Annotated in this window: 18 protein-coding genes; 4 read left to right on the top strand and 14 right to left on the bottom strand. The window is 56.9% G+C overall.

Annotated elements, in window-relative coordinates:
* Positions 1 to 10 precede the first annotated feature (10 nt).
* A complete protein-coding gene (locus tag BBOMB_RS01240) occupies positions 11 to 652 on the top strand; it encodes an HAD family hydrolase (RefSeq protein WP_044086843.1) in 642 nt (213 codons plus the stop codon).
* 170 nt (positions 653 to 822) lie between these two features.
* The gene (locus BBOMB_RS01235; protein WP_044086450.1) at positions 823 to 1,749 is read left to right on the top strand and encodes a LysR family transcriptional regulator; all 927 of its coding nucleotides are present in this window, start codon (positions 823 to 825) and stop codon (positions 1,747 to 1,749) included.
* A 220-nt stretch (positions 1,750 to 1,969) separates the two neighbouring features.
* Here the strand turns inward: BBOMB_RS01235 and BBOMB_RS01230 are convergent, their stop codons facing one another.
* Together BBOMB_RS01230 and BBOMB_RS01225 are read right to left on the bottom strand one after the other, a co-directional pair.
* Positions 1,970 to 2,821, bottom strand: a complete 852-nt coding sequence (locus BBOMB_RS01230) for an MBL fold metallo-hydrolase (RefSeq protein WP_044086448.1) — start codon at positions 2,819 to 2,821, stop codon at positions 1,970 to 1,972.
* 81 nt (positions 2,822 to 2,902) lie between these two features.
* The gene (locus BBOMB_RS01225) at positions 2,903 to 4,222 is read right to left on the bottom strand and encodes an MFS transporter (RefSeq protein WP_044086446.1); all 1,320 of its coding nucleotides are present in this window, start codon (positions 4,220 to 4,222) and stop codon (positions 2,903 to 2,905) included.
* Between the two features lie 812 nt (positions 4,223 to 5,034).
* Between BBOMB_RS01225 and BBOMB_RS01220 the strand changes: the two genes are divergently transcribed.
* On the top strand, positions 5,035 to 5,901 hold the full coding sequence (locus tag BBOMB_RS01220) for an aldo/keto reductase (protein WP_044086444.1): 867 nt from the start codon (positions 5,035 to 5,037) through the stop codon (positions 5,899 to 5,901).
* A 279-nt stretch (positions 5,902 to 6,180) separates the two neighbouring features.
* Here BBOMB_RS01220 and BBOMB_RS01215 read toward each other — a convergent pair whose 3' ends face one another.
* From BBOMB_RS01215 to pyrB, 10 genes are all read right to left on the bottom strand, one after another.
* A complete protein-coding gene (locus tag BBOMB_RS01215; RefSeq protein WP_044086442.1) occupies positions 6,181 to 7,188 on the bottom strand; it encodes an aldo/keto reductase in 1,008 nt (335 codons plus the stop codon).
* Positions 7,189 to 7,283: 95 nt separating this feature from the next.
* Positions 7,284 to 7,682 (bottom strand): NAD(P)H-dependent oxidoreductase, encoded by a 399-nt coding sequence (locus tag BBOMB_RS01210; protein ID WP_052377326.1) that lies wholly within the window; start codon positions 7,680 to 7,682, stop codon positions 7,284 to 7,286.
* Positions 7,683 to 7,886: 204 nt separating this feature from the next.
* Positions 7,887 to 9,044, bottom strand: a complete 1,158-nt coding sequence (locus BBOMB_RS01205; RefSeq protein WP_044086440.1) for a MalY/PatB family protein — start codon at positions 9,042 to 9,044, stop codon at positions 7,887 to 7,889.
* Positions 9,031 to 9,957 carry a DUF3737 family protein gene (locus BBOMB_RS01200; protein ID WP_152570085.1) on the bottom strand — a complete coding sequence of 309 codons (927 nt, stop codon included), beginning with the start codon at positions 9,955 to 9,957 and terminating at the stop codon, positions 9,031 to 9,033. Before BBOMB_RS01200 ends, BBOMB_RS01205 begins: the two co-directional genes overlap by 14 nt.
* A 317-nt stretch (positions 9,958 to 10,274) precedes the next feature.
* Positions 10,275 to 10,934, bottom strand: coding sequence for an orotate phosphoribosyltransferase (gene pyrE, locus BBOMB_RS01195; RefSeq protein WP_044086841.1), 660 nt, complete (start codon positions 10,932 to 10,934; stop codon positions 10,275 to 10,277).
* A gap of 417 nt (positions 10,935 to 11,351) precedes the next feature.
* Positions 11,352 to 12,281, bottom strand: a complete 930-nt coding sequence (locus BBOMB_RS01190; protein ID WP_238549847.1) for a dihydroorotate dehydrogenase — start codon at positions 12,279 to 12,281, stop codon at positions 11,352 to 11,354.
* A gap of 247 nt (positions 12,282 to 12,528) precedes the next feature.
* The gene (locus BBOMB_RS01185) at positions 12,529 to 13,398 is read right to left on the bottom strand and encodes a dihydroorotate dehydrogenase electron transfer subunit (protein WP_081867358.1); all 870 of its coding nucleotides are present in this window, start codon (positions 13,396 to 13,398) and stop codon (positions 12,529 to 12,531) included.
* A gap of 247 nt (positions 13,399 to 13,645) precedes the next feature.
* On the bottom strand, positions 13,646 to 14,668 hold the full coding sequence (gene pyrF / locus BBOMB_RS01180) for an orotidine-5'-phosphate decarboxylase (RefSeq protein WP_044086438.1): 1,023 nt from the start codon (positions 14,666 to 14,668) through the stop codon (positions 13,646 to 13,648).
* A 166-nt stretch (positions 14,669 to 14,834) separates the two neighbouring features.
* On the bottom strand, positions 14,835 to 16,382 hold the full coding sequence (locus BBOMB_RS01175) for a dihydroorotase (protein ID WP_044086437.1): 1,548 nt from the start codon (positions 16,380 to 16,382) through the stop codon (positions 14,835 to 14,837).
* Positions 16,383 to 16,470: 88 nt separating this feature from the next.
* Positions 16,471 to 17,721, bottom strand: coding sequence for an aspartate carbamoyltransferase (pyrB, locus tag BBOMB_RS01170; protein WP_238549846.1), 1,251 nt, complete (start codon positions 17,719 to 17,721; stop codon positions 16,471 to 16,473).
* Positions 17,722 to 17,976: 255 nt separating this feature from the next.
* On the opposite strand from pyrB, the gene BBOMB_RS01165 reads away from it, so the two are divergent.
* A complete protein-coding gene (locus tag BBOMB_RS01165) occupies positions 17,977 to 19,254 on the top strand; it encodes an MFS transporter (protein ID WP_044086436.1) in 1,278 nt (425 codons plus the stop codon).
* 932 nt (positions 19,255 to 20,186) lie between these two features.
* Here the strand turns inward: BBOMB_RS01165 and BBOMB_RS01155 are convergent.
* Both BBOMB_RS01155 and BBOMB_RS01150 read right to left on the bottom strand, forming a co-directional pair.
* A complete protein-coding gene (locus tag BBOMB_RS01155) occupies positions 20,187 to 20,528 on the bottom strand; it encodes an FtsX-like permease family protein (RefSeq protein WP_330934675.1) in 342 nt (113 codons plus the stop codon).
* Between the two features lie 186 nt (positions 20,529 to 20,714).
* A complete protein-coding gene (locus BBOMB_RS01150) occupies positions 20,715 to 24,245 on the bottom strand; it encodes a bifunctional [glutamine synthetase] adenylyltransferase/[glutamine synthetase]-adenylyl-L-tyrosine phosphorylase (RefSeq protein ID WP_044086432.1) in 3,531 nt (1,176 codons plus the stop codon).
* Positions 24,246 to 24,274 lie beyond the last annotated feature (29 nt).

Here is a 24,274-nt window from a genome sequence, read left to right as displayed (position 1 = left end):
TGTTCTTCACATGACGACAAGCTCGACGAATTCCATTCACAACGTGATCTTCGATTTCGGAACCGTGCTCATCAGCAACGAGGACTACCGCACCTGCCTTGACGGTCACTGCCCGCCGGAAACCCTCGAGGCAATCTGCAGCTCACCGGATTCCTACGGTTTTTGGTCTTATGAAGACAGATTGGACGGTGGCGCGCTCCTTGAGGAAGTCATGGACGATTACCGCAGGGAGTACGGAAACGAGATGGCCCAAGCGTTCCGTCATTACATCGAGCATTACGACGAAACGATGAAATCCATGACCGAAGGCATGGAACAGCTGGTGCTCGACGTGAAGGCCGCAGGGTGCAAGGTCTGGGGACTGACCAACTGGTCAAGCGAAACATACCATTATGTCGGTGAGAAGTTCCCGCAGATCGAGCGGATGCTTGACGGAATCGTGGTGTCAGGCTTCGAACATATGCGAAAACCGGACCCGGCGTTCTTCGACTTGGCCCTCGACCGTTGGGGCATCAAGGCCGATGAGACCGCTTTCATCGACGACATGCCAAACAACGTCGCAGCCGCAAACGCCCTCGGCATCCACGCGCATCTCTTCAACGGCGAGCCACAGGCACGCGCCTTCCTTTCCGAACAAGGCGTCATGGTCTGACCCTGGCTCATGACACCATGCCTTTCGCAGCGCTCGGAAACGAATGCGTCAGCCTCGGCCCGGAGACGAAAAGCCGGCACGGCGATGAAAAACCCAACACTGCAACCCATGAACGTCCAGCATGTAAAGCCGTCTCCTGACCATGGACCGTTTGCATTACACTTGGGATTATGACCCTGTTACAGTTGAAGTACATCGTAAAGATCGCGGAATGCGGATCAATGAACGAGGCCTCGCATGAGCTTTTCATCTCACAACCCGCGTTGAGCTCTTCAGTGCGCGAACTGGAGCATGAAATGGGCATCAGTATCTTCACCCGCTCATCCCAAGGAATCGCCTTGACAGAAGACGGCGCCGAATTCCTGACATACGCGCGTCAGGTGCTCGACCAGGCCGCCCTGCTTGATGAGCGTTACAAACGCGCCAAGCCGCACAAACAGCTGTGCAGCGTGTCCACCCAACACTACATGTTCGCGGTGGAGGCTTTCGTAGACATGATCGACTCCATACGGTCCGACGAATACGAATTCACCTTAAGGGAAACCGGCACCCGCGACATCATCGACCGTGTGGCCGATCTGCGTTCCGAAATCGGAATCCTCTATCTTTCGGACTTCAACAAAGATGTGGTCTCGAAGTTCATGCGAGCCCGGCATGTTGAGTTCCACCCGCTTTTCCGCGCCCCGCTGCATGTGTTCATCGCACGGAGCAATCCGCTGTCCGGCCGCGAAAAGGTCACCATGGACGACCTCAAACCCTTTCCGTTCATACAATACGAACAGGGCGACGACGACAGCTTCTACTTCGCGGAGGAGGCGCTCCGCCCGAAATACTCACCCAAGAAAATAAACGTTACCGACCGCGCCACCATTCTGAACTTCATCATCGGCCTCAACGGATACACGGTGTGTACAGGCATCGACAACGGAGATCTCAACAACGAAAAGATCGTCACGGTTCCTCTGGAAAGCGAAGAAAGCATGCTCGTTGGCTGGATCGGCAACGAGCGCGTGACGCTCTCCCAGGCAGCCAGAACATATTTAAGCCGTCTCAAAGAGGTCATCGCACATCATGGTTACAGTGTGATCGAATCCTGAGCACGTCCTGCGCGTGTGAATCCTCGACGTCGATCATGACATCGTACAGGTTTGCCGCGCCACGACGAATTGGTAAACCAACGGCTGCAACCTGCTACAGGAAAAGACGAGGGTACGCCATCGCATCACCACGATGACGGACCCTGTCGAAAGATGAGACGTAAATCCACGAAGGCATTTTCGGATTCATGATCCAACGGGTCCGAAGCCGACGACGGACTTAGAATTCCGTCGTCATGCCGTCGTAGGAACTGATGAACCCTTCCTTGACGGCGGCCGCCTGCATCTGCTCGTACGTCGCCAGTCCGTTATGCGAGAAATGGTTGGCAACAAAAATCGTGCTCGAATCCGCCAAACCCATGTTCACAAGACGGTCGCGGACCTTGAGGTCGTCAATGAACCTCATATGCACCGACGTCTGAATGTCCTCAACCAAGGCGTGTGTGCAGTCCAACGATACATAATCGTACTTCAGCCCGGCTTTCGCCAGATCCTTCCAGGCGGATTCATGGAAATAACACGTATCATGAGCGTACAGCACCGAGGAATGCCCATCGGTGATGCCGTAGAACAGACAGTCGCCGAAATCATGGCCATGCTTGGCTTCAAAGGCATATACCGTGTATTCCTTACCGTTGCTCGCCTTGACCGTCACCGAGTCTCCAGGACGCAGGACATGGTAGGACAGCCGGCTGTGGTCATACTGTTCTTCGAGGAAGAAGGCCCTTTCGTAGAATCCGCCCACCGCCTCCGAACCATACACATCCATGTGCGTGGGATTGTCATTGGCGTATGCGCTCATACGATATGCCAGGTCCTCGCCGTAGAAATGGTCGGAATGCCAATGGGTCACAAACAGCGTGGTAATGGCGGGCAAATCGAACTTGTATTGGATGTAATGAAAGTAGGTATCGCCCGGAAAGTCCAACAGGACAGAATCGTCGATCAAGGCCTGGGATTGTGTCCGAATCTCCTTCCCACCAACTTCGCGTGCATGCATGCACAGATCGCACATGCAGAATATGCCTGGAATACGCTCCGCCGCAGCGGTACCGAGATGTTGTAATTTCATGATTCTCCTTTGTCTCTTTTTCACAAGCCCATGCCCTCTCCTCAGCGACCATAGGCAGAATTAGATATGCAATGACAGCGTTCACTCCCCGATCGGCTGCGTCACGGCTGCGTCCCGCTTGCGCTTGGACATGATGACCCCGTGCCCGAGCAGACAGATGACGATGCCGGCCACGCTCATGGCCGCAAGCAGCAGGAAGATGATCCGGTACGCGGTCTGCGTCCTGAAACCATCGATGATTGCCCCGAACATCATATAACCGAAAAAGGCAGGGCAATATCCTATAAACGAGGCGATGGACATGGCCGTGGCCGAGATGTCGGACGGAACTCCGTACTCACCGATGGGGGCATAATACACGGCCCTGATGGCGACGCAAACGAAAGTGGTCAGACAGCAGATGATGACCACGGGAAACATCATCGCGGGGGTATGCGGAACCACCGTAATGAGAAGGCACATGCAACCGATTATCGCATACAGCAACGCCATCCACTGCGGCGAAGTCTTGAACCGGGTCGTAGAGAGAATTCCTGAGAAAAGCGCAGCGATGACACCCATCAACCCTGAATTCACGATGCCGAACAGGCCGGCCGCGGTATCGGAAAGATGGAATGACGCCTGTACGAACGGCAGGAAATAAGTGCTTGTGGCGACATAAATAAGATATGCGACGAACGCTCCGAATCCGGTCGTCCATACGACCGGAAGCTTCATGGCCTTCACGATCATCAGGAACCCGTTTCTGGTCTTGGGCTTATCGGCGTTGGACGTCCTGACGTCCTTTTCGTGCATGAAGTCCTTGGGAATGAAGCGCAGCACCACGAATGAGAAGAGCATCATGAAGATTGGGTACGCGATCATGGGTACACGTGCACTGGAGACATGAGAACCGGCTATGGTGAACAAGGCCAGTGTCGTCGGTGTGATGATCAGCCCCATGATGGAACGTATCGCCTCCTGAGTGCTGAACGTCGCGGCCTGCGTGGTCTCCGACGCCACCCCTTTGGTGGTTTTCTGAACCGTAGGCCAATAGATGGCATCACCAAACAATCCGAAAGCCATGAATGCCACGATAAGGAACCAGTAAGGCAGATTCGGCACAAGGCCCAAAATGAGCGCGAAGATGCCATATCCCCAAAGATCCATGAATATCAAGTCACGAATCGAAACCAAATCCTGAATCCATCCCAGCAATAAATATCCGAATATCTGTACGAAGCCTATCAAACCGAGCAGGAATCCAAGTTGTGTGTTGGAAACGCCCAAAGCCTTTCGAAACGGTTCATAAATGACGCTTTTGATTCCCGACCACCAATAGATGCACGTCGAAAACGTAATGACCAGAAAAATACCGAAATTCTTCCGGCTCATGCCCAGATATTTCAATATGATGTTCACAGCAGACCTCCATTGGTTTCGTCCTGCCCGGTACTATCCAAGTTCAGCGCTGCCCTGTCAACAGATCGGACCGTCATCGCCCTTCAAGTTCAACTCGCTTGTTCGTTCACGGCTCAGCCTATGTCCCCATGAATACAACGACCGGGTTTGCCGTACTCCATTATTAGCTAATCCCGTATTTATACATATCCTCCTGAATGGCAACAGGCCATTCAAGCCTGCCTCGACGATCTCGCGAAGGCACGGTTCGCATTCATGACGCTTTTCAAGCAGCGTCCTCATGAGGCCGTCAACCTCATTAATCTGCAAACCACGATTCCAAATGGGAAACAGTGTTTCGAACACGACATACGAACCTTAACGAAGCGTAAAAACACTTGCATATATTTTCATTCATGGATAGAAAGAATTACTGAGAGCATAGCCCACCGGAACCGTATGCACGCGAACGTCCATCGCTGCCCGCGTGGAACACGGCCGCAGCCGGATGTCGGCAAGCACATAAAGCAACAAATCAGATGAGGCTGCGAAACAGCCAGGAACTCGGACATACTCACGGACAACGAACCACACCAACAGAATTCCCCGTGGCCATCACACCTCACCAGTGCCATGCAGCAGCAACGCTCCTCCAACCTGCTAAACACGTCATCGCTTCCGGTGCCACAGAGCCGCCTCACGGCGACTCGCATGGATCAGTGCCACGATTTGGCTTAAAGGCGACTTCAAGACGTACGATGAAATGAATCGGTCTGCACAGGGTCCGCTACGGTCATCCGGATCTTCGAGTCGATACGGAAGAAAGGAATTTTATGAGTGGCAATATACTGAATGAAACGTACACGATGGCGAACGGCATGGACATCCCCAAACTTGGTCTGGGCACATGGTTCATCGATGATGACAAGGCAGCCCAAGCGGTGCGTGACGCCGTGTCCATCGGCTACAGACTCATCGACACGGCTGAGGCCTATGACAATGAATGCGGCGTCGGAGAGGGCGTGCGTACCTGCGGCATCGAGCGCAAGAACATCTTCGTGACCACGAAGCTCGCAGCCGAAGCGAAAAGCTACGAGAGCGCCAGGAAGGCGATTCAGGAATCCCTCGACAAGCTCGACATCGGCTACATCGACATGATGATCATCCATGCACCTCAACCGTGGGACGACTTCCGCGGCGGGGACTATTCCCAGGGCAACCGGGAGGCATGGCGGGCTTTGGAGGAATTCTACACGTCCGGACGAATCCGCGCCATAGGGGTCTCCAATTTCAAGAAGAGCGACATCGAGAACATCCTTTCCTCGTGCACGGTGAAACCCGTGGTCAATCAGCTCCTCGTGCACGTCTCCAACACGCCTTCTGATTTGATGGACTATTGCAAGAAACAGGGCATCCTCGTGGAAGGGTACTCCCCCGTGGCTCATGGAGTCCTGCTGAAAAGCCCACAAATGGCACAGATGGCGGAGAAATACGGGGTGAGCGTACCACAGCTGTGCATTCGCTATGATCTGCAGCTAGGGACCGTGGCCTTGCCCAAGACGGGAAATCCGGAGCACATGCGCAGCAACGCCGACGTGGACTTCGAAATCTCCGAGGAGGACATGGAGAGTCTGAAGGCCGTGCAACCCATTAAGGATTACGGAGAGTTCAGCCATTTCCCGGTGTACAGCGGCAAGTGAGGGCGAATGGTCATTGCCCGAACCTGATGCATGGACCAATTCAAGCGGCGGCGAACAAGAGAAAACCTCCACCGCCGCTTGTACTCAACACCGATGGTGACTTGCCATCAAATATTCGAACCATCCACATCGAAACATCAATCGAACAGGCAACTGCAGTTAGATTCCGCCAGGAATAGACAACGTCACGCTCCCGTGCGCCCTCTGTGAACTCGGGCTTGAATGGGCCGCAGTCCGCTGGAGAAAACCCGTCCACCGGTCACTGCCGGTCACTGCCTGTCACTTCTTCTCATCAACCAGAATCGTACCCTCGGGAGGGTTGTGGTCGAGAGCTCCCACGATCTCATGCGGCACATAGCACTCCTCCAGTAAATCAATGTCCTCGGGAGTAAGCGTGAGATCCTTCGCCGCAGCTGCACTGTCGAAGTGGCTTGCCTTCGTGGCCCCGATGATGGGAGCTGTCACGCCCTTGGCCCATTGCCAAGCAAGCGCCACCTCGGTCATCGAGACACCATGAGCCTGCGCCACATCATTGACACGCTCGACGATACGCAAGTCATACTCTTCCATCTTGTCATACTTGCCTTTGAGAACACGGTCCGTCTCACTGCGTAGCGTGTTGGTCCGCCAGCCTAGATGGCTGAGATGGCCGCCGGCCAATGAACTGTATGGCATCAACGCAACATTCTGTTCCTTGCATATGGGGATCAACTCACGTTCGTCCTCACGGTACAGCAGATTGTAATGGTTCTCCATGGCTTCGAACCGCGCCCAACCGTTGTCCTTCGCCACCTGCTGCATGTCCTGGAACTGGTAGCCGTACATCGCCGAGGCGCCCAATGCGCGCACCTTCCCTTGTTTCACCAAATCGTTCAAGGCCTCCATCGTCTCCTCAATGGGATGGTCATAATCGAAACGGTGGATGATGTACAGATCCAGATAGTCCGTTCCAAGCCGCTTGAGAGTGCCCTCGATCTCCCGATGAATCGCCTGGCTTGAAAGCCTTCCGGGATTGAAATAGACTTTGGAGGCGATGACTACCTTCTCTCGGGGGACGCCCAATTCCTTGAAAGCGCGTCCGATATATTCCTCACTCGTTCCCTTCGAATAACCGTTGGCCGTGTCGAAGAAATTGATGCCCAGATCAAGGGCATGACTCACCGTCCGTTTCGTTTCGGAATAAGCCAGCGTCCAATCGTGCATGCTCCCGGGCTCACCGAAACTCATGCACCCGACAGCCATTTTCGAGACCGTGATGCCCGAATTCCCCAACTTTGCGTATTCCATGATGACCTCCTGTTTCAGGCGCGGCAGCTCGATGGAGGAGCCACCCCACCGCTTCGTCCTTCACTCAAAATCACCCAACACAGGCACATCGGGATCTACGATGTACCTGCGATATTCCCGAGCCTGGCCATCAAGGTCGTCATCGGTAATGCTCGAAGCCCCGTGACTGTGAAAGGCTTAAGATACTTCATTCCGGTCAGCCGCCCCGTCGCCTGGAAAGGACTCAGCAATTCGTTGGCGGTATACTTCACCGACTGGCCCCTGCCGTAGTTGTTCGCACCGAATGACGCGGCCACAAGCATTTCCTTGCCCGACCACTGGCCGATGTGCATGATGTCATCCTCCCATTGCTTGAGCAATGCCAGAAAACTGTACCAATACACCGGGAATTGGATCACGACCCGGTCGGCAGCTCCGAGGATGCGGCTTTCCGCTTCCACATCGATGATGAATCGCAGATACGACTGACTGATACATGTCCCGCACCTCAACATCGTCGTCAAGACGGCCTATCAAGGCCCTGTTTACCCTTGATCTCGCGAAATCAGGGTAAAAAATCAAAAACGTTGTTTTCATTGATAAGCATGCTTACGCTCATGCCGTACGTGAACCTCACCGACCTGAGTATGTTCCCAGCCCGGCGAACGCTCCGCAAACCGCTGCGTCCTCCAATTCTCATGACACACCTTTCATCGGCCCTACAACGCCATCGCAAGCCGCTGCAGACCATCCTCAATCCTCGATGGAGGGCAAGCGATGTTCATACGCAGGAACAGCGACCCATTGCCCCCATACATGGCTCCCGAGGACAGATACAGACCGGTCCTGGCACGGATGTCCTCGGCCAGCGCCGTGCTGTCCCGAGTTATCGCGGAACAGTCGAGCCACAGCAGATAGGTGGCCCTCCCGGGAACCAAGCGCACCCCCAGCGGGTGACTCCCCAGGAAATCCCCTACGACCGACCGATTGCTCCTCAGCTGGTGTTTTAGACCGGTAAGCCACGCCTGACCCTTGGTATACGCGGCTATGGTACCTGGGATGGCAAGCAGGTTCGGCTCCGCCAATTCCTCGCTGTTAAGTCCTCGGGAGACACTTTCGCGAAGATTGGTCTCGGGGGCGATGACCGTGGCCACGTGCAACGCCGCAAGGTTGAACGTCTTGCTTGGTGAGACCAGCGTTATCGAATTGTCTCTCAATGGTTGCGGTAGGGTGAACACTGGAGTGTAATCAGGACCGTCCAGCACCAAGTCGCCATGAATCTCGTCGCTGAGAAGCACCACATGATTCTCCACGCACATCGTCGCGATGCGCATCAGTTCGGACCGCGTCCACACGCGGCCCGTCGGGTTATGAGGATTGCACAGAATCATGAGCGTGGTCAGCGGGTCAGCAAGCTTACGCCCGAGGTCGTCCCAATCAACCTCGTAAGCCATGTCCGCATCGTCATAAACCAGGTCGCTGGAAACAAGGTGACGGCCGTTGTTGACTATTGAATTGGTGAATATGTTATACACCGGCTGCTGCACCAACACGTTGTCGCCTACATGACTCACCCGCCGCACGATCGAGGAGATGGCGGGCACCACCCCCGTGCACAGCACCATCCATCCGGTATCAGCATGGACATGATGGACCGCTTCGTACCAGTTCGCCACCGAGACGAAGTAATCGTCATGTGGCTCCTCGTAGCCAAATATGCCAAAATCCACCTTGCGCCGCATTGCATCCACGATTTCGGGGGCGGTCCTGAAGTCCATGTCCGCTATCCACATCGGCAGCTCGCCGTCACGCACATCCCATTTGACCGAGTCGGTGCCGCGTCTGTCCGGTGCCGATCTGAAATCATATTCCGTCATTGACCATGGCCGCCTTCCCTGATTGACCAGCCCGCCCGCGAGGAGAAACGTTCTCCGGACGGGCACCATTATCCGCTCCGATGCGTATCTTAGTCTTGCTTGGATCGATCTTCGTCTCGTCCATGATAAGCTCATCGACCCCTTCCACACGAATTACCCCGTTTATGGGATTCTTGATGCTTTCCACGTTCGAACTGACCTGCGCATCGATGTCCGAACAGTACTCGAAAGCAAGGTCCGTATGGATGAGCGTGCAGTTGCGCATGGTCAAGCCTTCGACGTAGCACAAGCCCTGATCGCTCTCGATCACGCAATTCTCCAATATGAGGTTCCTGGTGTTCCAAGCAAGGTACTCGCCGTCGATGAAGCAGTTCCTCAACGTCACGTTTTCGCAATTCCAGAAGGCATCTTTGCTCATGAGTTTGGAGTCGCTCACCTCAATGTCACGGCCTCCGTCAAAGACATAGTTGCCTATGAGATCCATATGGCTGACCTTGACTCCGATGCAATCCTTTCCGAAGTAATCGCCGTGCACGGTGACGTTTTCGATATCCACGTTGCTGCAGGTCCACAACGTCTCCTCGGCATCGGAAAAATGGACGTTCTTGAGTCTCACCCCGTGACAGCGCCGAAACTGCTTAGGCGCCTGAATGGTGCTGTCGCTGACGGTGACGTCATCGGTATACCAGATTCCCGAACGAGACATTTCCTCGAACATCACATTCGCAGCGGTTACATGCCTGCAGTACCACAGGGGGTATTTCCATTTGAAAACAACGCGATCGAGATCCAGATCGCGCCCCTCTTTGAGCGGTGATTCGCCTTCTCCAAACGTCACGCCCCTCAATGAAGCCCCATGTTCCCCAAACAACGGCCGTTCACCTTCGAAATACTGGTTTTCATAGTGTGCCACGCCTTTACCTCTTTCCGCCATCGTGATATGGTTCATCAGTCTATGGACTTAAAGTACTTCAAGTCAAAATGAAATCAGAACGATGGCGCAGGAGGCATTCCCGGATCAGATTCACACCGATGTACAGCCGGTCCGACGATTACATCGGACGCGGTATAAGCTGGACACAGGCAGCACGCCGGACAGGCGCTCCTTCAACGACATCTCACAACATGAAGCGCACGGCCATGAAACAAGGGAATAGTACGACACTTGAACCGAAAACGGAGATCCATCCGCAAGAAGCCGACCAGCCGAGCGCCCCTGCACATGACGGATCACGCACCGTATTTCGCCAGGTATTCATCCGCGGCCGAAACGACGTCGTCCGTAAGCAGACGCGATCCGTCAAGGGTGACCATCCGCTTGGCGGAATCGAAGATCTCGCGTACGTTCGCAATGGATATGACAGGGAACCCGAATTCCCGCTCGACTGCGTCGACCGCGGACAGGTCGCAATCCTTGGTCTTCTCCATGCGGTCGACACTGAGCACGAGCCCCACGATCTGAACATCGGCTTCCGCCTTGATCTTGGGCACCACCTCACGCACCGCCGTTCCAGCGGTCATGACGTCATCGACAAGAAGCACCTTCATGCCGTCCTTCAGCGGCGAACCGACCATGATGCCGCCATCGCCATGATCTTTAGGTTCCTTGCGGTCAAAGGTGTATCCGACGTTCATGCCCTGCATGCTGGCCAATGCAATCGAGGTGGACACCGCAAGCGGTATCCCCTTGTACGCCGGTCCGAAGACGGTGTCGATGCGCGAGGGAAGCTTCCCCTCGGTGATGCTCTGCGAAATCTTCTCGGCATAGAAAGCACCGAGCGTGGCGATCTTGCGTCCGTCATCGAACGCTCCTGCATTGATGAAATAGGGCGAGCGCCTACCGGATTTCAAAGTGAAATCTCCGAATTTCAACGCATTGGACTGGAGCATGAACTCCGTGAAACGCTGACCCAGAGGGGTTTGCGATGGGGGGTTGCGCAGTGCCCCGCGTGCAGAAGCACCCCTTGCCGATGCCGCATGCCGTGGTGAATCGCCAGCGGCCGTATCCTGTGGATTGTCTGATGTCATTGTTGTTCTCCTATGCTTCATCGAGCGAGTGGTTTACATGATACGCCGAACCCCGGCATACCCGGTCGTTCTTCTCCCGTCGTTCAGCGGCACCGCACCTACCATCCGCCAGGCCTCTATCCATGAGGGACGCTTGGAATCACCGAAGCGGCCGAACCATCAGTTATCGCCGCCTCTTCCATGAAGCCATCCTGCGCGACCCTCAACCATCGCAGAACAGCCAGGCGACCCCAACAGCTGTGAACCTCCCGCGACAGACAGACCATGGCACTAGACCGGTCACCGCCATGTCCTTCCTTCTGCCAGGCATCGAGCCAACTCCGGGCGAGTCTCCAGAAGTTCATCAAGTTCGCAGGCCACCCGCATCGGCGCCGTGGGATCGCTGAGTGCCGCGGCACCGACTTCAACGGCATTGGCACCTGCATACAGATACTCCAGAGCCTTCTCTCCCGAATCAATGCCACCGATGCCGATGATCGGAACCTGCGGCAACGCCTGCCTCACGCGCCATACGAAACCCAATGCAATGGGAAGAATCGCCGGCCCCGAGACACCGCCCGTGGTATTGGCAATGATGGGCTCGCCCGTCACGATGTCGATACGCATCCCGACCAGCGTATTGATCAGGCTCAACGCATCGGCTCCGGACTCCACGGCGGCACGTGCTGGAGCCACGATATCCGTCACGTTCGGCGTGAGTTTGACGATCATCGGCTTGTCGGTTAGCTTGCGCAGCCGCGCAATCAACCGACCAAGCGCCACGGGGTCGGTGCCCACGCTCATGCCGCCGTGGCTCACGTTCGGACAACTCACGTTGATTTCGAGCATATCAGCATCGCTGTCTGCCAGTTTTCCGACCACTTGTGCATAGTCGTCATCGCTGTGGCCGGCAACGTTGGTGATCACCATCGCCCCGAGTCTCTTGAGCCTAGGGAGCTCGTCCACCAGATAGTGGTCCACTCCTGGATTTTGAAGTCCTACCGCATTGACCATACCGGCCGGACTCTCCGCAGTGCGTGGGCCGGGATTCCCTTCCCACGGCACAGGCGAGACCCCTTTCGTACAAATCGCGCCAAGACCGCTGACATCATAGTAGTCGCCGCAGGCATCCAACTGAAACGTGCCGGAGGCGGTACCAACCGGATTCTTCCACCGCACGCCGGCGACGACCGTTTGATACCGCCATTTGTGCAAGTCCAACTCGTTCATCGACGTATGCTCCTTGCTTCGCGTCATTTTTGTTTTCTCCATTCGAATCTTGACGGCTTTCCCCATCCGTGCACTGCAGTACGTACTGCGTCATCCTTGCCTTGAACACCCCATCCGATCAGACAAGCCCACCACGCCACCAAATCGTCATGCCGTACCTGCCAATCCAGTGCGAAGGTTCCGATGAGAGACAGGCAAAACGAAAACCCCTCGCTCACCCATTGCGGTCCACATAGCAACAGGCCGATCACACGTTCCAGCCAAGACGCTCGGAAGTGAACACCGGACCATCCTTGCATACCTTCAAACGCCCCTGTGGCGTATCGACCACGCACGCCACACACGCGCCATAGCCACAGCCCATCCGGGCCTCGAGACTCAATTGGCAAGCCATGCCACGCCGGGCGGCCCACTTCGCCACCGCACGCATCATCGGCATTGGCCCGCATGAAAGAATGACTGGAGGTAAATCGGCATCCCCTAGCCCATCTTCGATGTCGTTGAGCAGATCCACCACATTACCCTGGGCATCACTGATGGCATGCATCCTTTCGGGAGGAACGTACCGTGCAGCCGTCTCCTGTGCGAAATGACCGTCACGATAACCAAACGCCGTGGTCACCTGGACATCGTCACGCTCAGCCAAAAGCTGAGCGGTGTACAACAACGGCGGTATGCCGAGCCCTCCTCCCACAAGGACATAATCGGCCCGTCCGCTCACATCGAACGGCGTGCCCAGTGGCCCCATCATATCGATGGAATCACCCGACACCAGGTGGCTGAATTCTTCGGTGCCTGCACCGACGATCTGATAGATGAGCTCCACATCCTGACCGTGGACGCCGGCGACACCGAAAGGCCTTGGCAACAGCATCTGACTGTTCGCCGGGTACAGATTCACGAACTGAGCCGGTTCTGCGTGTGCCGCGGTGTAGGAGTCGCTGAGCACGAGGCGGTATATCCCCTGATGGTCATTCAGGAGTTCCTGACTGACGACACGGGTCGTTCGACGGCCTGGAATCCGGCCTGCGGCGGCAGCCTCGGCCACCACTTGGTCGGCGGCCCTGACGGAACCGCCAAGCACTTGGCGCGATGAAGCACCAGGGCGCGTTGACATGAATGATGTTGCAGTCATTACTCTCCTTGTCGGCTCGGTTTGATGATATGGCTGGCACGTTTTTGTCCTGAGGATAGAACTTGGGCCTCCCGCCGCGATCTGGACCAAAGGAAGCGTCGGGAAACGGCATTCGCGAAATCGTCACTGTAGGCATTATCCCAATCGCCGCCGAATGGGGTTGTCCGACACGGCGTTGAAGGATGAACCGGGCAGGAAGGCACGATGCTGGTCCGGATTGAATGCGGCATCATCGGCTCCTCAAAGCCTGTGCCAGATCGTCGCGCATGGCGATGACTGCGGCACGGGCTGTCTTCGCCACGAGATCGATCGCCTCCTGAGCGTCCATGTCCGGACTGTATTCCCCGGACTTCTGCCAGGCGCCGATGATCCCGCGGGAGGAATTGACGATGGCGCCCGACCTATTGTCGTCGAACATGCCGGCGACATCGTTCGCGGTTCCGCCCTGCACCCCATATCCAGGAACCAGGAAGAAGGTGTGTGCCATCCTCCTGCGTAGCTCGAGACCCTGACGTGGATGAGTGGCACCCACCACTGCGCCCAAACGCGAATAGCCATGGTCGCCTCTGCTCGCACGGCCCCAATCCTCGACTAGATCCGCCACATGCTCATACAGACACCCGCCGCCCTCCAACCGCAGCTCCTGTATCTCCCTGCTGGAAGGATTCGAGGTACGCACCAGGGCGAAGACGTCCTTGCCATTCCCCGCTGCAGCGTCCATGAACGGCGTGATGCCGTCGGTCCCGAAATAAGGGTTCACGGTGATTGCATCCTCGGTCCATGGCTGGCCATTGCGCTCTTCGTTTCGACCGCCGACACCCGTCAGGTGCTTCGCATACGCAGCGGCTGTGGAGCCGATGTCACCGCGTTTGATATCACCCAACACGTACAGCCCCTGACTGTGCGCATACTCGCAAGTCAGTCTGTAGGCGTCGATTCCCAAGGCACCGTATGCCTCATACATGGCAATCTGAGGCTTGACGGCCGGAACGATATCCTTGACGGCATCGATGACGGCGCGGTTGAAATCATAGAACGCGGCAGCCACTTGACCTGCCGGATAAGAGCTTGCCTGTGAAGAAACATCCTCTCCTGCGATTGACTGCCGATCGACCGCGACGTTATCGCCATCCTCGCCGGCCTGCCCGTTTAAGGACTCGAGTACCTGCGCCGGAATCAACGCCTCGGTGGGATCGAGCCCGACGACGCTGGGATTGTCTTTGGCTTCGATGGCTTCAATGAGTTTGTCCACGATGCTCCTTTCGATGATGTCCGTACAGGTCTTTTTCGAGCGGGTTATCCGCCCATATCATGCCACGCCGCTTGCAGGCTACGCACGTTCGGCTGCATTCCGTCATTATGAGTAACCGGGGTCGCTTCGAATGGACTCTCAACCCGAGTCGCGCTAAAAACATCCCTCACCTCACCTCGACGGTTCCACTTCGAATTCGTGCGACGGGCAGTCTGCTCATGCACAGTTTGCCATCCAGAATCGTGGCCAGCGGCCGTCCTGTCAGTCTCCAGCCCCCGAACGGCGTATTACGCGCCTTCGAATGGAAGCTTCCGGCATCAACGGTCCACTCGGCATTGGTGTCGATCACCGTGAGGTTGGCTCGCTGCCGGCGACGTGCGATGCGCAAATCAAGCGTCCGCTTGCAGGTCGGAACGCCTGTGGTTCGGCCCAGCAGTTCGTCGATATCACATTCATGGCCACCCATGAGCCTCATGGGCGCCACGGACATAAGCTCGACAAGCCTGCGCTCGGTGATGACCCCGGCGTCAACAAGAACCTTATGACATACCCCATAAGCGGTTTCTAGCCCGACGATGCCGTTGGGAGCATCAATCAATCCGGCCGCTTTCTGCGCCGCAGTATGCGGTGCATGATCAGTGGCAATCATGTCCACGGTTCCATCGGCGACCGCCCGCACAGCGGCCTCCATGTCCGCCTGCGAGCGCAGCGGTGGGTTCATCTTGGCCATGGCACCATAACGACGTACGTCTTCATCGCACAATGCCAAGTAATGCGGTGCGGTTTCGCATGTGACTGGCAGGCCTTCCGCCTTGGCTCTGCGCACTGCCTCGAAAGCCCCAGCAGTGCTCACATGTTGGAAGTGCAGATGCACCAGGTTGTGGCGCACCGCCTCGATGTCGCGCTCCACGATGTCGAGCTCGGTTGACGCTGGTATGCCTTCGACGCCAAGCTCCCTGTTCACCGTGCCCTCGTTCATGACGCCCGAGTCATGATGTTCACAGTGCTCCAGCACGGGCAACCCGACATGCTTCGCCGTGGACAGCACATCATCCAGCATCTGCGGAGCAATCGCGGCACCATCATCGGTGATTGCCGCCAGACGGTGGCGTAACGAGGCGAAACCAGCAATCTCGTGGGCGCTCACCGCATGCGGGCCCATACCTGACGAAGCACAGATTGACAGCGCATAGTCCACTGGCAAACGCACTCCGCGCAAAGACTCGTAGCGGTCGAGGTAATCGAGCACGCTCGTGACCTCGAGGTCGTTCCACGGTCGGGATAAGGCGTCCGACTGCCGCCCCTCCCCCTTCTCCGCGGAATCGGCGGCATTGGTTTGAACGCCCTCGTGCTCGTCCGCCGCCGAGCCTTCACGCGCACACCTCTCGTCACCCAGCGCACAGGACTCGTCCGGTCTTAGCCTTCGGGCATCGGCTTTCGGCCGGGTGTTCGGCATGACAAGTACATCCGTGTAGCCGCCGGCGGCCGCAGCCTGGGAACCGGTAAGCATCGTCTCCTTGTCACATTGTTCCAAATCCCGGAAATGGACGTGCGGGTCGGCCAATCCCGGTGCAAGCGTCAGTCCCGAGGCGTCCACATCGCCTTCGATGACGGAATCCGCCTCGATGAGCGTCCGACCAGCTTCCGGTGCATCAACGACCACATCGATCACCTCGTCGGTGTCCCACACACGAACATCGCGCAACGTCAGCATCCTTCGCCTCCCTACATGTTCTCTTTGCCTGGAAATCTGCCCCCAAACCGCCTGCGGCCACGCCATTGACCCATCGGGCAGCAGCCTCTCAGTCCAGCTCCGCATCGCAATAGACGCAACGCCGCCCAGCCGCACCGGTCCGGACGTCGTCACCCGTGACGATTCGATAACAGCGCTGTTCAAGCCCGTTTTCGGACGTGGTAATGCAATGCGGATTGGGACAGACCCCATCGATGAGTATTGAGGAGCGTGCCAACCGCGCAAAGGACCCCTCGTCCTGACCGTTTTGCGCACCATCGTCGTGTACCGTCAGATCGACTCCACCAAGTGGATCGTAGCCTGCAAGCTCATCACCGAGCACGGAACTCTCCAGAGCCATGCGCATGAGCATGCCCTGTCTCGTCTGCTCGAAATAGGCGGCACGAGGATCCTTGTCCACGTCTCTGGCGATCTCATTGACCCTGGGCAGGGGGTGCAGCACAGGCATGTTCGGTTTGGCCAGGGTCATCTTCTCCGTATCCAGCACGTAGGTGTCACGCAGCCGCAGATAATCGGACTCGTTCTCGAAGCGCTCCTGCTGGACGCGGGTCATGTACAGTGCGTCCAGGTCCCCGATGACGTCCGTAAGGCTGCCTGTCTCAACATACGAACATGTGGCGCTGGCGTCGATGACGTCCCGTACATAGCGGGGCGTTCTGAGCTCTTCCGGGCTAATCAGCACGAACCGGACCCCGCCGAAGCGGCACAGGGTCTCGATCAGCGAGTGCACCGTACGGCCGAACCTGAGATCGCCGCACAACCCTATGGTAATATCCGTGAATCGTCCGAGCCTTGAGTCAAGGGTGGCCAAATCCGCCAAGGTCTGCGTGGGATGCATATGACCGCCGTCACCGGCGTTGATGACCGGCACATCCGCGGCGTCCGCCGCCACCAGTACGGCACCTTCCTTGGGGTGGCGTATGGCGACCACATCCGCGTAGTTCGAGACTACCTTCAGTGTATCGTACACGGTTTCGCCTTTGGTGGCCGATGACAGTTTAGCGCTGGGGAAACCAACCACATGACCTCCCAGGCGCAGCATGGCAGTCTCGAAGCTGAGCCTGGTTCGCGTGCTCGGCTCATAAAACAAAGTGGCAAGCACCCTGCCATTGCATGTGCCCGCCACTTTTTCCCGATTGGATTCGATGTATCGTGCCTTGTGTATCAACTCCAGAATCTGACCCGTGGAGATGTCGTCCAACGTCACCAGACTGCGGCCGGCCATCGATGTCCGAGATTCGCGGCCTTTGGAATCATCATCTCGCGATTGCGATGAGAATACGTTCTGTGTTACTGACAACGGCCCACCTTCCATTAAGGTGGTCACCTTGCGTGACCTGTACCACAATAGCGACCGTTCCCGACAGAAGAACACATGGATCGATGCAGTGACCTTGCACGAAACCAGACCGGCCGAAACCCGACCAAGCACATCGGATTGTCCATGCATAATTGCGCCCCAAGCCGATGGGACGGCACGCCCTTCGGCTATAATCCTCAGGAACACACATTTCAATCCGGGAGGGAGACCCGCTTGCGCTGGTTAAGGGAATTCATGAGCCTGCCGAACTATCTGCGAGCGATGCTCATCGTCGACCTCATATGCAGTTTCGGGACGGGACTGGTCATGCCCATCGAGCTCCTGTTCACCACGCACTCATTGGGTGCCAGCATGAGCGAGGCGACGTTGACCGTGACCGTCAGTTCCATCGCATCGCTTATTGGCAACCCGATCATCGGCTGGCTCTCCGATAAGCGCTCACCCTGGATCGCCATGCATATCGCCTTGGCGTTCAGCATCGTCGGCCCCATCATCTTCGCCGTGTCAACCTCCTTCCCCATGGCCCTGGGCGCCGCATTCGTGTCAGGACTGGGCATGTCCATGATGACCGCCTGGACGAGCATACTCACCTTGATCACCGACGAGAAGCAGCACAGCATCGTGTATGGCATCAACCAGGCCGAACTCAATCTGGGCATCGGTTTGGGTGCCGCCGTCGGTGGACTGATTGCAGCAGCCGGCTCTGACTTGTTCTACCGCGCGGGGTTCGCCGCAAGAGGCATTGGCTTTGCTTTCGTGAGCCTCGCACTCCTGCTCCTGGAGCGGCACTACCACCTGCGCAGACTGACGAGGCAAAATATGGCTCAGGTCCAGGAAATACAGGTCCCTCAGGTGAAAAGCTCGTTCTCCCCGGACACGGCAACCAACTCGTCCTTCATGCGCAAGGTGGTCCTGACCATGACGCTCCTCGCCATAGGTACGCTTTTCATGGACATCTTCGGCTACTCACAGTTCGACTCAGGCCTGGTGACCACCCTCATCTCCGACCCCCAGATACCACGCTGGTCGCTCTCGGTGGTGGACGTGGTCAATACCTTCGCGGTCGTCATCATGAACGTCATTCTCCTGCCGCGCCTCAAAGACGGCAATCACGTGGTCATGCTCAGGACGGTCCCCATCTTCTGGGCCCTCGCCTGGGTTCTGATCGACCTGGCTCTTGCATTCGATTCCACGCCCGTGGTCCTATCCATAGCCTCCTTCGGCATCATCGTCTTCGGTCTCGGAGAGGTCATGCTGGGCATCTCCCAGCCGGTCGTGGCGGCCAGACTTGCAGGTCCGAGATACAGCGGACGTATGTTCGGGCTGCTTAACACCGCCCAATCCATGGGCTACATCCTCGGTCCGCTGTTCGCTTCGTTCGTCCTCGATGGGAGAGAGTTCATCCCCCTGCTCTCCGCGTGTGCCATAGGGCTCATCGTCGTGGCGCTGCCTTGGTTCTGCTGCATCTCCTCCAAGCTGCCTGGAGAACGAACGGCGGAGCACGAAGACTGAACGAGTGGACCAACACATCATGTCGGGAAAAGTCCGTGGTCGCATCACCCCTTCCCCCCACACACTCCGTTCCTTTGCTCCAGTTTCCTGAATCGGAGAGCCCAGCACCGATCGACCATACGCCCAACCCCGCTTGAGTGGGTGACGACCAGCACACACTTACCCTGCTCATGTGCCAATGCCCCGCAGAATGGACATGATGTTGCATTCGGATTCCCTATCCAGATTGCCCGTGGGTTCGTCGGCTATAATGACATCAGGATCATGCGCCAGAGCTCTTGCAATATCGATGCGCCGCTACTCCTCTCCCGACATCCTGGGCACCTTGTGGTTGGCCTCGAACTCATCGATTTCCGGCCGAGTCAGAAGTGCCAAGACACCCCTCTTTTCGCGGCTTTTTACCCCGCGGCCCGCGTGGAAAGCATGACGTTCTCCAATGTGATCATATTGTTCAGCAAATTATATCCTTGGAACGCCAAGCCCGCATTCCGCGCACAGTAATCGTCGCGATCCAACTTGACTGGCATCCTTGCCACAGTACAGAACACGGCCATCGGTGGCCTTATCCAACCCCGAAACCAGGGAGAGCAAAATCGTTTTGCCCGAGTCGGACGACCCTTGATGGAAATCAGATCACCCTTGTCGAACGAAGCCGTAACCTTCCTAAGAACTTGATTGACGCTGCCATCGTAACGCAATGACAACTTGTCTTAAACCAGAATGCCCATCGTATTACCTCAGTTCCTTTCCGACAGAATTCTTCACGGCTCCCATCGGTTGATGGCAGCCAGACCACCACGCTTGGCAGCAGATCGATTATCCGCACACCCCAGCCATCTGACCCGCCACGGGCGCACTCAGGCGCACTTCCATCTTTGGTGTCTGCACGTTCCGCTTGCACTGACCCGTTCGAACCGATGACGACCATGCCATCATCTCCTGGTCTGTTCTGTTTCTCTTTCTCCTTGACCTCGTATGAGGAGACCTTCCCCGGATAGTACCGAATCGGCCACAGGCTCGGTCACGACGGCCTCGACGACCCCGACGCCAAGCCCTATCGCCAGGCAGAAACCCACCATGACGATCACTTCGATGACCATGTCGAGAGCGACCTGCGCCTTCCTCATGTCGATGGCACGTAATACGCCGGTTTCATATCGCCTGAAACGCATGGACCGTACCGAACGCAGGAGCAGTACGACGGAGCTTAGAGCAACCACCATGATTAGAAAGATGTTCGCGATCTTGCAAAGACTTTCCAGCGGGGCCGACACCTTACGATATGTAGCCTCAGCATATCAGTCCGCGAAGTAGCACCACGCATCGGATCTTTGCTTTCTAGATCGGGCCACCATACAATATCTCAAGGCATACCTCAAGCAGTCACATGGGTGGAGAAGAACTTACTTCGAGAACACAACCAGCATATCCAACCACTGATGACCCTGCCGTCGGCTGTTTCATTGACCGTAAAACAGCCTTTGCATCACCGCACGACAGCGTCGCATCACGGCGCGCAGGTCATTTTCGAAATACTGCCCCCTGTGCGCGTCGTAGCCCAGAAACGTAGCCACCGCGCCCAACACGCCATAATCGGAAGGAATGACATCCGCCTGGGCCGCACGCCCACTGAAAAGGTAATTGCCGTTGCGGGCGTCCGTGCACAAGCGCCAGGCGACGCTTAAGGTTTCAGCGTCATCATGCGATATGACGGCGCTGGCCTCCAATTCGCGCAGAGCAGGGAGAGTGGAGGTGGTGCGCAGACGCCTGTCGGTTCCGGCATGCTGCAATTGCAACAATTGCACGGTCCACTCGACATCGCTCAGGCCACCGGACCCGAGCTTGAGATGGCTGGAGCGGCTGACTGCACGAGGCAGACGCTCGGCCTCCATCCGCGCCTTGAGTCTGCGGATCTCCCCCAGCTCGTCATCGCTCAAAGGACGCGCCGGGTATCGCAGGGGATCGGCGAGCTCGTGAAGGAAATCGTCAGCCAAGGCTTCGTCTCCGGCGCAGAATCTTGCACGGAGCAGCGCCTGACGTTCCCAGGTGCTGTACCAGGACGTGTAGTACGCCTTGCATGAGTCATAGGATCGGACAATCGGTCCGTTCTTTCCCTCCGGCCGTAATCCGAAATCCAATTCGACGCCCCGCTCACGGCTGATGGGACCTTCAAGAACCATACGCATGTCGGTGACCACGGAATTCACGAAGGCGGAAGGTTCAACGGCTTGCCTACCTGCATGGCCGACGCCGCCATCCTTCTCCTGGGACATGCGACCACTAGCTGGCGTCGATGCATCACGCGAGGCGGAGATAACGCGTCCATCGCTCCCACCGCCGATCCTCGATGATGCAACGTCATCGGCTTCCCTGGGCCGATAGATTACGATGATATCCGCATCAGATGAGAAATTGACTTCTCTACCGCCGTATCTGCCCATCGCGATGACCGCGATATCAGCGGGCGAATCGGATAATCCCAATTGAGCGTTCCACTTGTTCACCGCCCATTTGAGCGCCGACCCCACCATCGCATCATATACATCGGTCATTGCAGTAAGGCATGCGTCGCTACCCATAACTCCACTCATCCAACTCAAACCGATGCGTTCGATCTCACGTCGGCGCACCGCACGAATCGAAGTGGCGAAATCCTCTATGTGGCGGGCATCGCGATATCGTTCCATGGCCGCACCACAACGCACCTCCAAGGCCTCACGACTGGTGGCTTTCAATTTTTCGTCATCACCAAGCCAAGTGATCGACTCCACGGATCTGCACAAGGCCTCGGACAACATCCTTGAGTTGGACAGTACATGGCAGAGCCTCTCAGCGGCTTGCGGTGAATCCCGCAGGAAACCCAAATAGGGGCTACCGTCACCGAAATTCTCCTCTAGCTTGCGCCATCCAAGCAACCCCATATCGGGATTCTGCCCATTGGCGAGCCATCCCAGCACGGCAGGCAGCAGGATGCGGTTGATCCTGGCCGCGCGTGAAACACCATCCGTCAATGCTCGAACATGACGCATAGCTGCGTCAGGATCTTGAAACCCTATGGATTCAAAACGTTCTTTGGTCGCCTTTTCATCGAGATTGACCTGATCATCATCCAGTTGGGCGCTTATCGGAAGCATTGGCCGGTAATAGATATCGGCATGTAGCCGGTGCACTTCCCTCCGTACCTCCTGGTAGCGGAGCAGCATCCGATCGGGCAGCAAACCGAACGCTCTTCCCAAACGACGCAACTCGCGATTGCCCGTTATCTCCTTCACACTGGCCTGATGCCTTAAACTTCGCTCCTGCCCGACTCTGACTTCAGGGAAGAGGTGGGTGCGTTTGAGCTGCCACATCTGCTGGCGATGTTCCATGACCCTTTCGAACCGATAGTCCTGGCCAAGCCACTGGGATTGCCTGCGCGAGACGTAACCACCGTCCGTCAACGCGGCAAGGGCGCCGAGTGTGGAACGCCGCCGTAACGCCTTATCAGTCCTGCCGTGAACCAACTGAAGCATCTGCACGCTGAACTCGATGTCACGCAGACCGCCCTTGCCCAGTTTAATTTCCCTTTCCCGCAACGAGGGCTCGATGTTGTCTTCGACGCGCACCCGCATCTTTTGACAGTCGTACACAAAATTGTCACGCTTGGAGGCCTGCCACACCATCGGTTCACTCATAGCGAGGAAATGCTCGCCGACCTCCCTGTCACCCGCCGCTGGACGAGCTTTGAGCAGCGCCTGGAATTCCCAGTTCTTCGCCCATTTTTCATAATATCCGCGGTAACCATCGACCGTGCGTACCAGTATCCCGTCTTTGCCCTCCGGACGCAGGTTGGCGTCGATCTGCCACAGAGGTGGCTCGGTGACCGCGGGAATGACCCCTTGGCAGACGCTCTGCACACACTTGGCCAGTTGAGTGCCGATGCGGGTCAATGCCGCGGCATCGACCGTTCCAACAGACGACGGCTGCCGAACAAAATCCTTCCGCTCCGAAGTATCATGGGCGGTTTCAGCCGGCTCCACCACGTACATCACGTCGACATCGGAAACATAGTTGAGCTCTCTGGCTCCCAGTTTGCCCATGGCCATGATGGTGAAACGGCAATCCTCACTGCCGTCTACCTGAGAACGGGCGATGGCGAGCGCACCTTCCAACGTGGCGTCTGCCAGATCGGACAGTCTTTCGCTTACTTCGGGTTGGATGCTCACCGGATCGTCGGCCTCAAGATCGAACGCCATGATGGCTGCAAGCTGATCGTAATACGAGCGACGCAGCGCGCAGACCGCCTCATTCAGCGAGGCATGGGCCATGCGCCCGCCGTGACCGCCCACACCAGATTGGTGTTCGATGTCACCGCCGGGACGCGATCGATCGCCCCGATCAGAGGCCGGACGCACGGCGAAGAAGGAATCGGCACGACAATCAGCGCAAATGCCTTCGTCGTTGGACGCATCATCAGCAGCGGCGACTTTTACGGCGTGCACCATGTGCCCAATACGTTCATCTCTATCCCAATCGACGCTGCCGCAAGGGTCGAATGCGGCTGCCAGCACCAATTTCGGTCGCGACTGCATAAGCCGCCCCATGGCCTGCGAAGCACCCAGCACTCGAATCACACGGCCTACGGCGCGCTCATCATCCAAGACTCCAGGCACGATTCCAGCCTGTGACGGTTGATGCCCTGTACGACCCTCATCCCCCTCTTCGTCACCACGATCAGGGGCTGATGGGGCGTCCATCACCTCCAGGGCGGCGGGAACAATCGACGATTGCCCCTTGGGAGTGCGGATACTCGTCTGTTCCTGTATGATGTCGGTAAAATCCAATAGCGCCGAGTCGGGATCGCACGCCCGTTCAAGAGCCGTCAACAACGACTCGATACGAACGCCGCCGCAGCGTTCAATGGATTCCAAACACCTCCGAGCCACGTCTAGATCCTGCAATCCGGCATGTATCAGGGCCATGCTGCCCAAGGCATGCGTCTTTTCTTCCATGCCTCCAATGTACTCTTCGCCTGTTATAC

This window comes from Bifidobacterium bombi DSM 19703 (assembly GCF_000737845.1).
Classification (GTDB): domain Bacteria; phylum Actinomycetota; class Actinomycetes; order Actinomycetales; family Bifidobacteriaceae; genus Bifidobacterium; species Bifidobacterium bombi.
Note: the sequence above shows the minus strand (reverse complement) of the source record. Positions and strands in the feature narration are given on the sequence as shown.

Bases quoted from the DNA above. Each gene is read 5' to 3' on its own strand.
- BBOMB_RS01230 (WP_044086448.1), bottom strand. From the start codon at position 2,821: ATGAAATTACAACATCTCGGTACCGCTGCGGCGGAGCGTATTCCAGGC.
- BBOMB_RS01150 (WP_044086432.1), bottom strand. From the start codon at position 24,245: ATGGAAGAAAAGACGCATGCCTTGGGCAGCATGGCCCTGATACATGCC.
- BBOMB_RS01175 (WP_044086437.1), bottom strand. From the start codon at position 16,382: ATGCTGACGTTGCGCGATGTTCGTGTGTGGGACACCGACGAGGTGATC.
- BBOMB_RS01240 (WP_044086843.1), top strand. From the start codon at position 11: ATGACGACAAGCTCGACGAATTCCATTCACAACGTGATCTTCGATTTC.
- BBOMB_RS01235 (WP_044086450.1), top strand. From the start codon at position 823: ATGACCCTGTTACAGTTGAAGTACATCGTAAAGATCGCGGAATGCGGA.
- pyrE (WP_044086841.1), bottom strand. From the start codon at position 10,934: ATGCTCCAGTCCAATGCGTTGAAATTCGGAGATTTCACTTTGAAATCC.
- BBOMB_RS01185 (WP_081867358.1), bottom strand. From the start codon at position 13,398: ATGTCAACGCGCCCTGGTGCTTCATCGCGCCAAGTGCTTGGCGGTTCC.
- BBOMB_RS01165 (WP_044086436.1), top strand. From the start codon at position 17,977: ATGAGCCTGCCGAACTATCTGCGAGCGATGCTCATCGTCGACCTCATA.
- BBOMB_RS01205 (WP_044086440.1), bottom strand. From the start codon at position 9,044: ATGACGGAATATGATTTCAGATCGGCACCGGACAGACGCGGCACCGAC.
- BBOMB_RS01220 (WP_044086444.1), top strand. From the start codon at position 5,035: ATGAGTGGCAATATACTGAATGAAACGTACACGATGGCGAACGGCATG.
- BBOMB_RS01210 (WP_052377326.1), bottom strand. From the start codon at position 7,682: ATGTTGAGGTGCGGGACATGTATCAGTCAGTCGTATCTGCGATTCATC.
- BBOMB_RS01215 (WP_044086442.1), bottom strand. From the start codon at position 7,188: ATGGAATACGCAAAGTTGGGGAATTCGGGCATCACGGTCTCGAAAATG.
- BBOMB_RS01190 (WP_238549847.1), bottom strand. From the start codon at position 12,281: ATGAACGAGTTGGACTTGCACAAATGGCGGTATCAAACGGTCGTCGCC.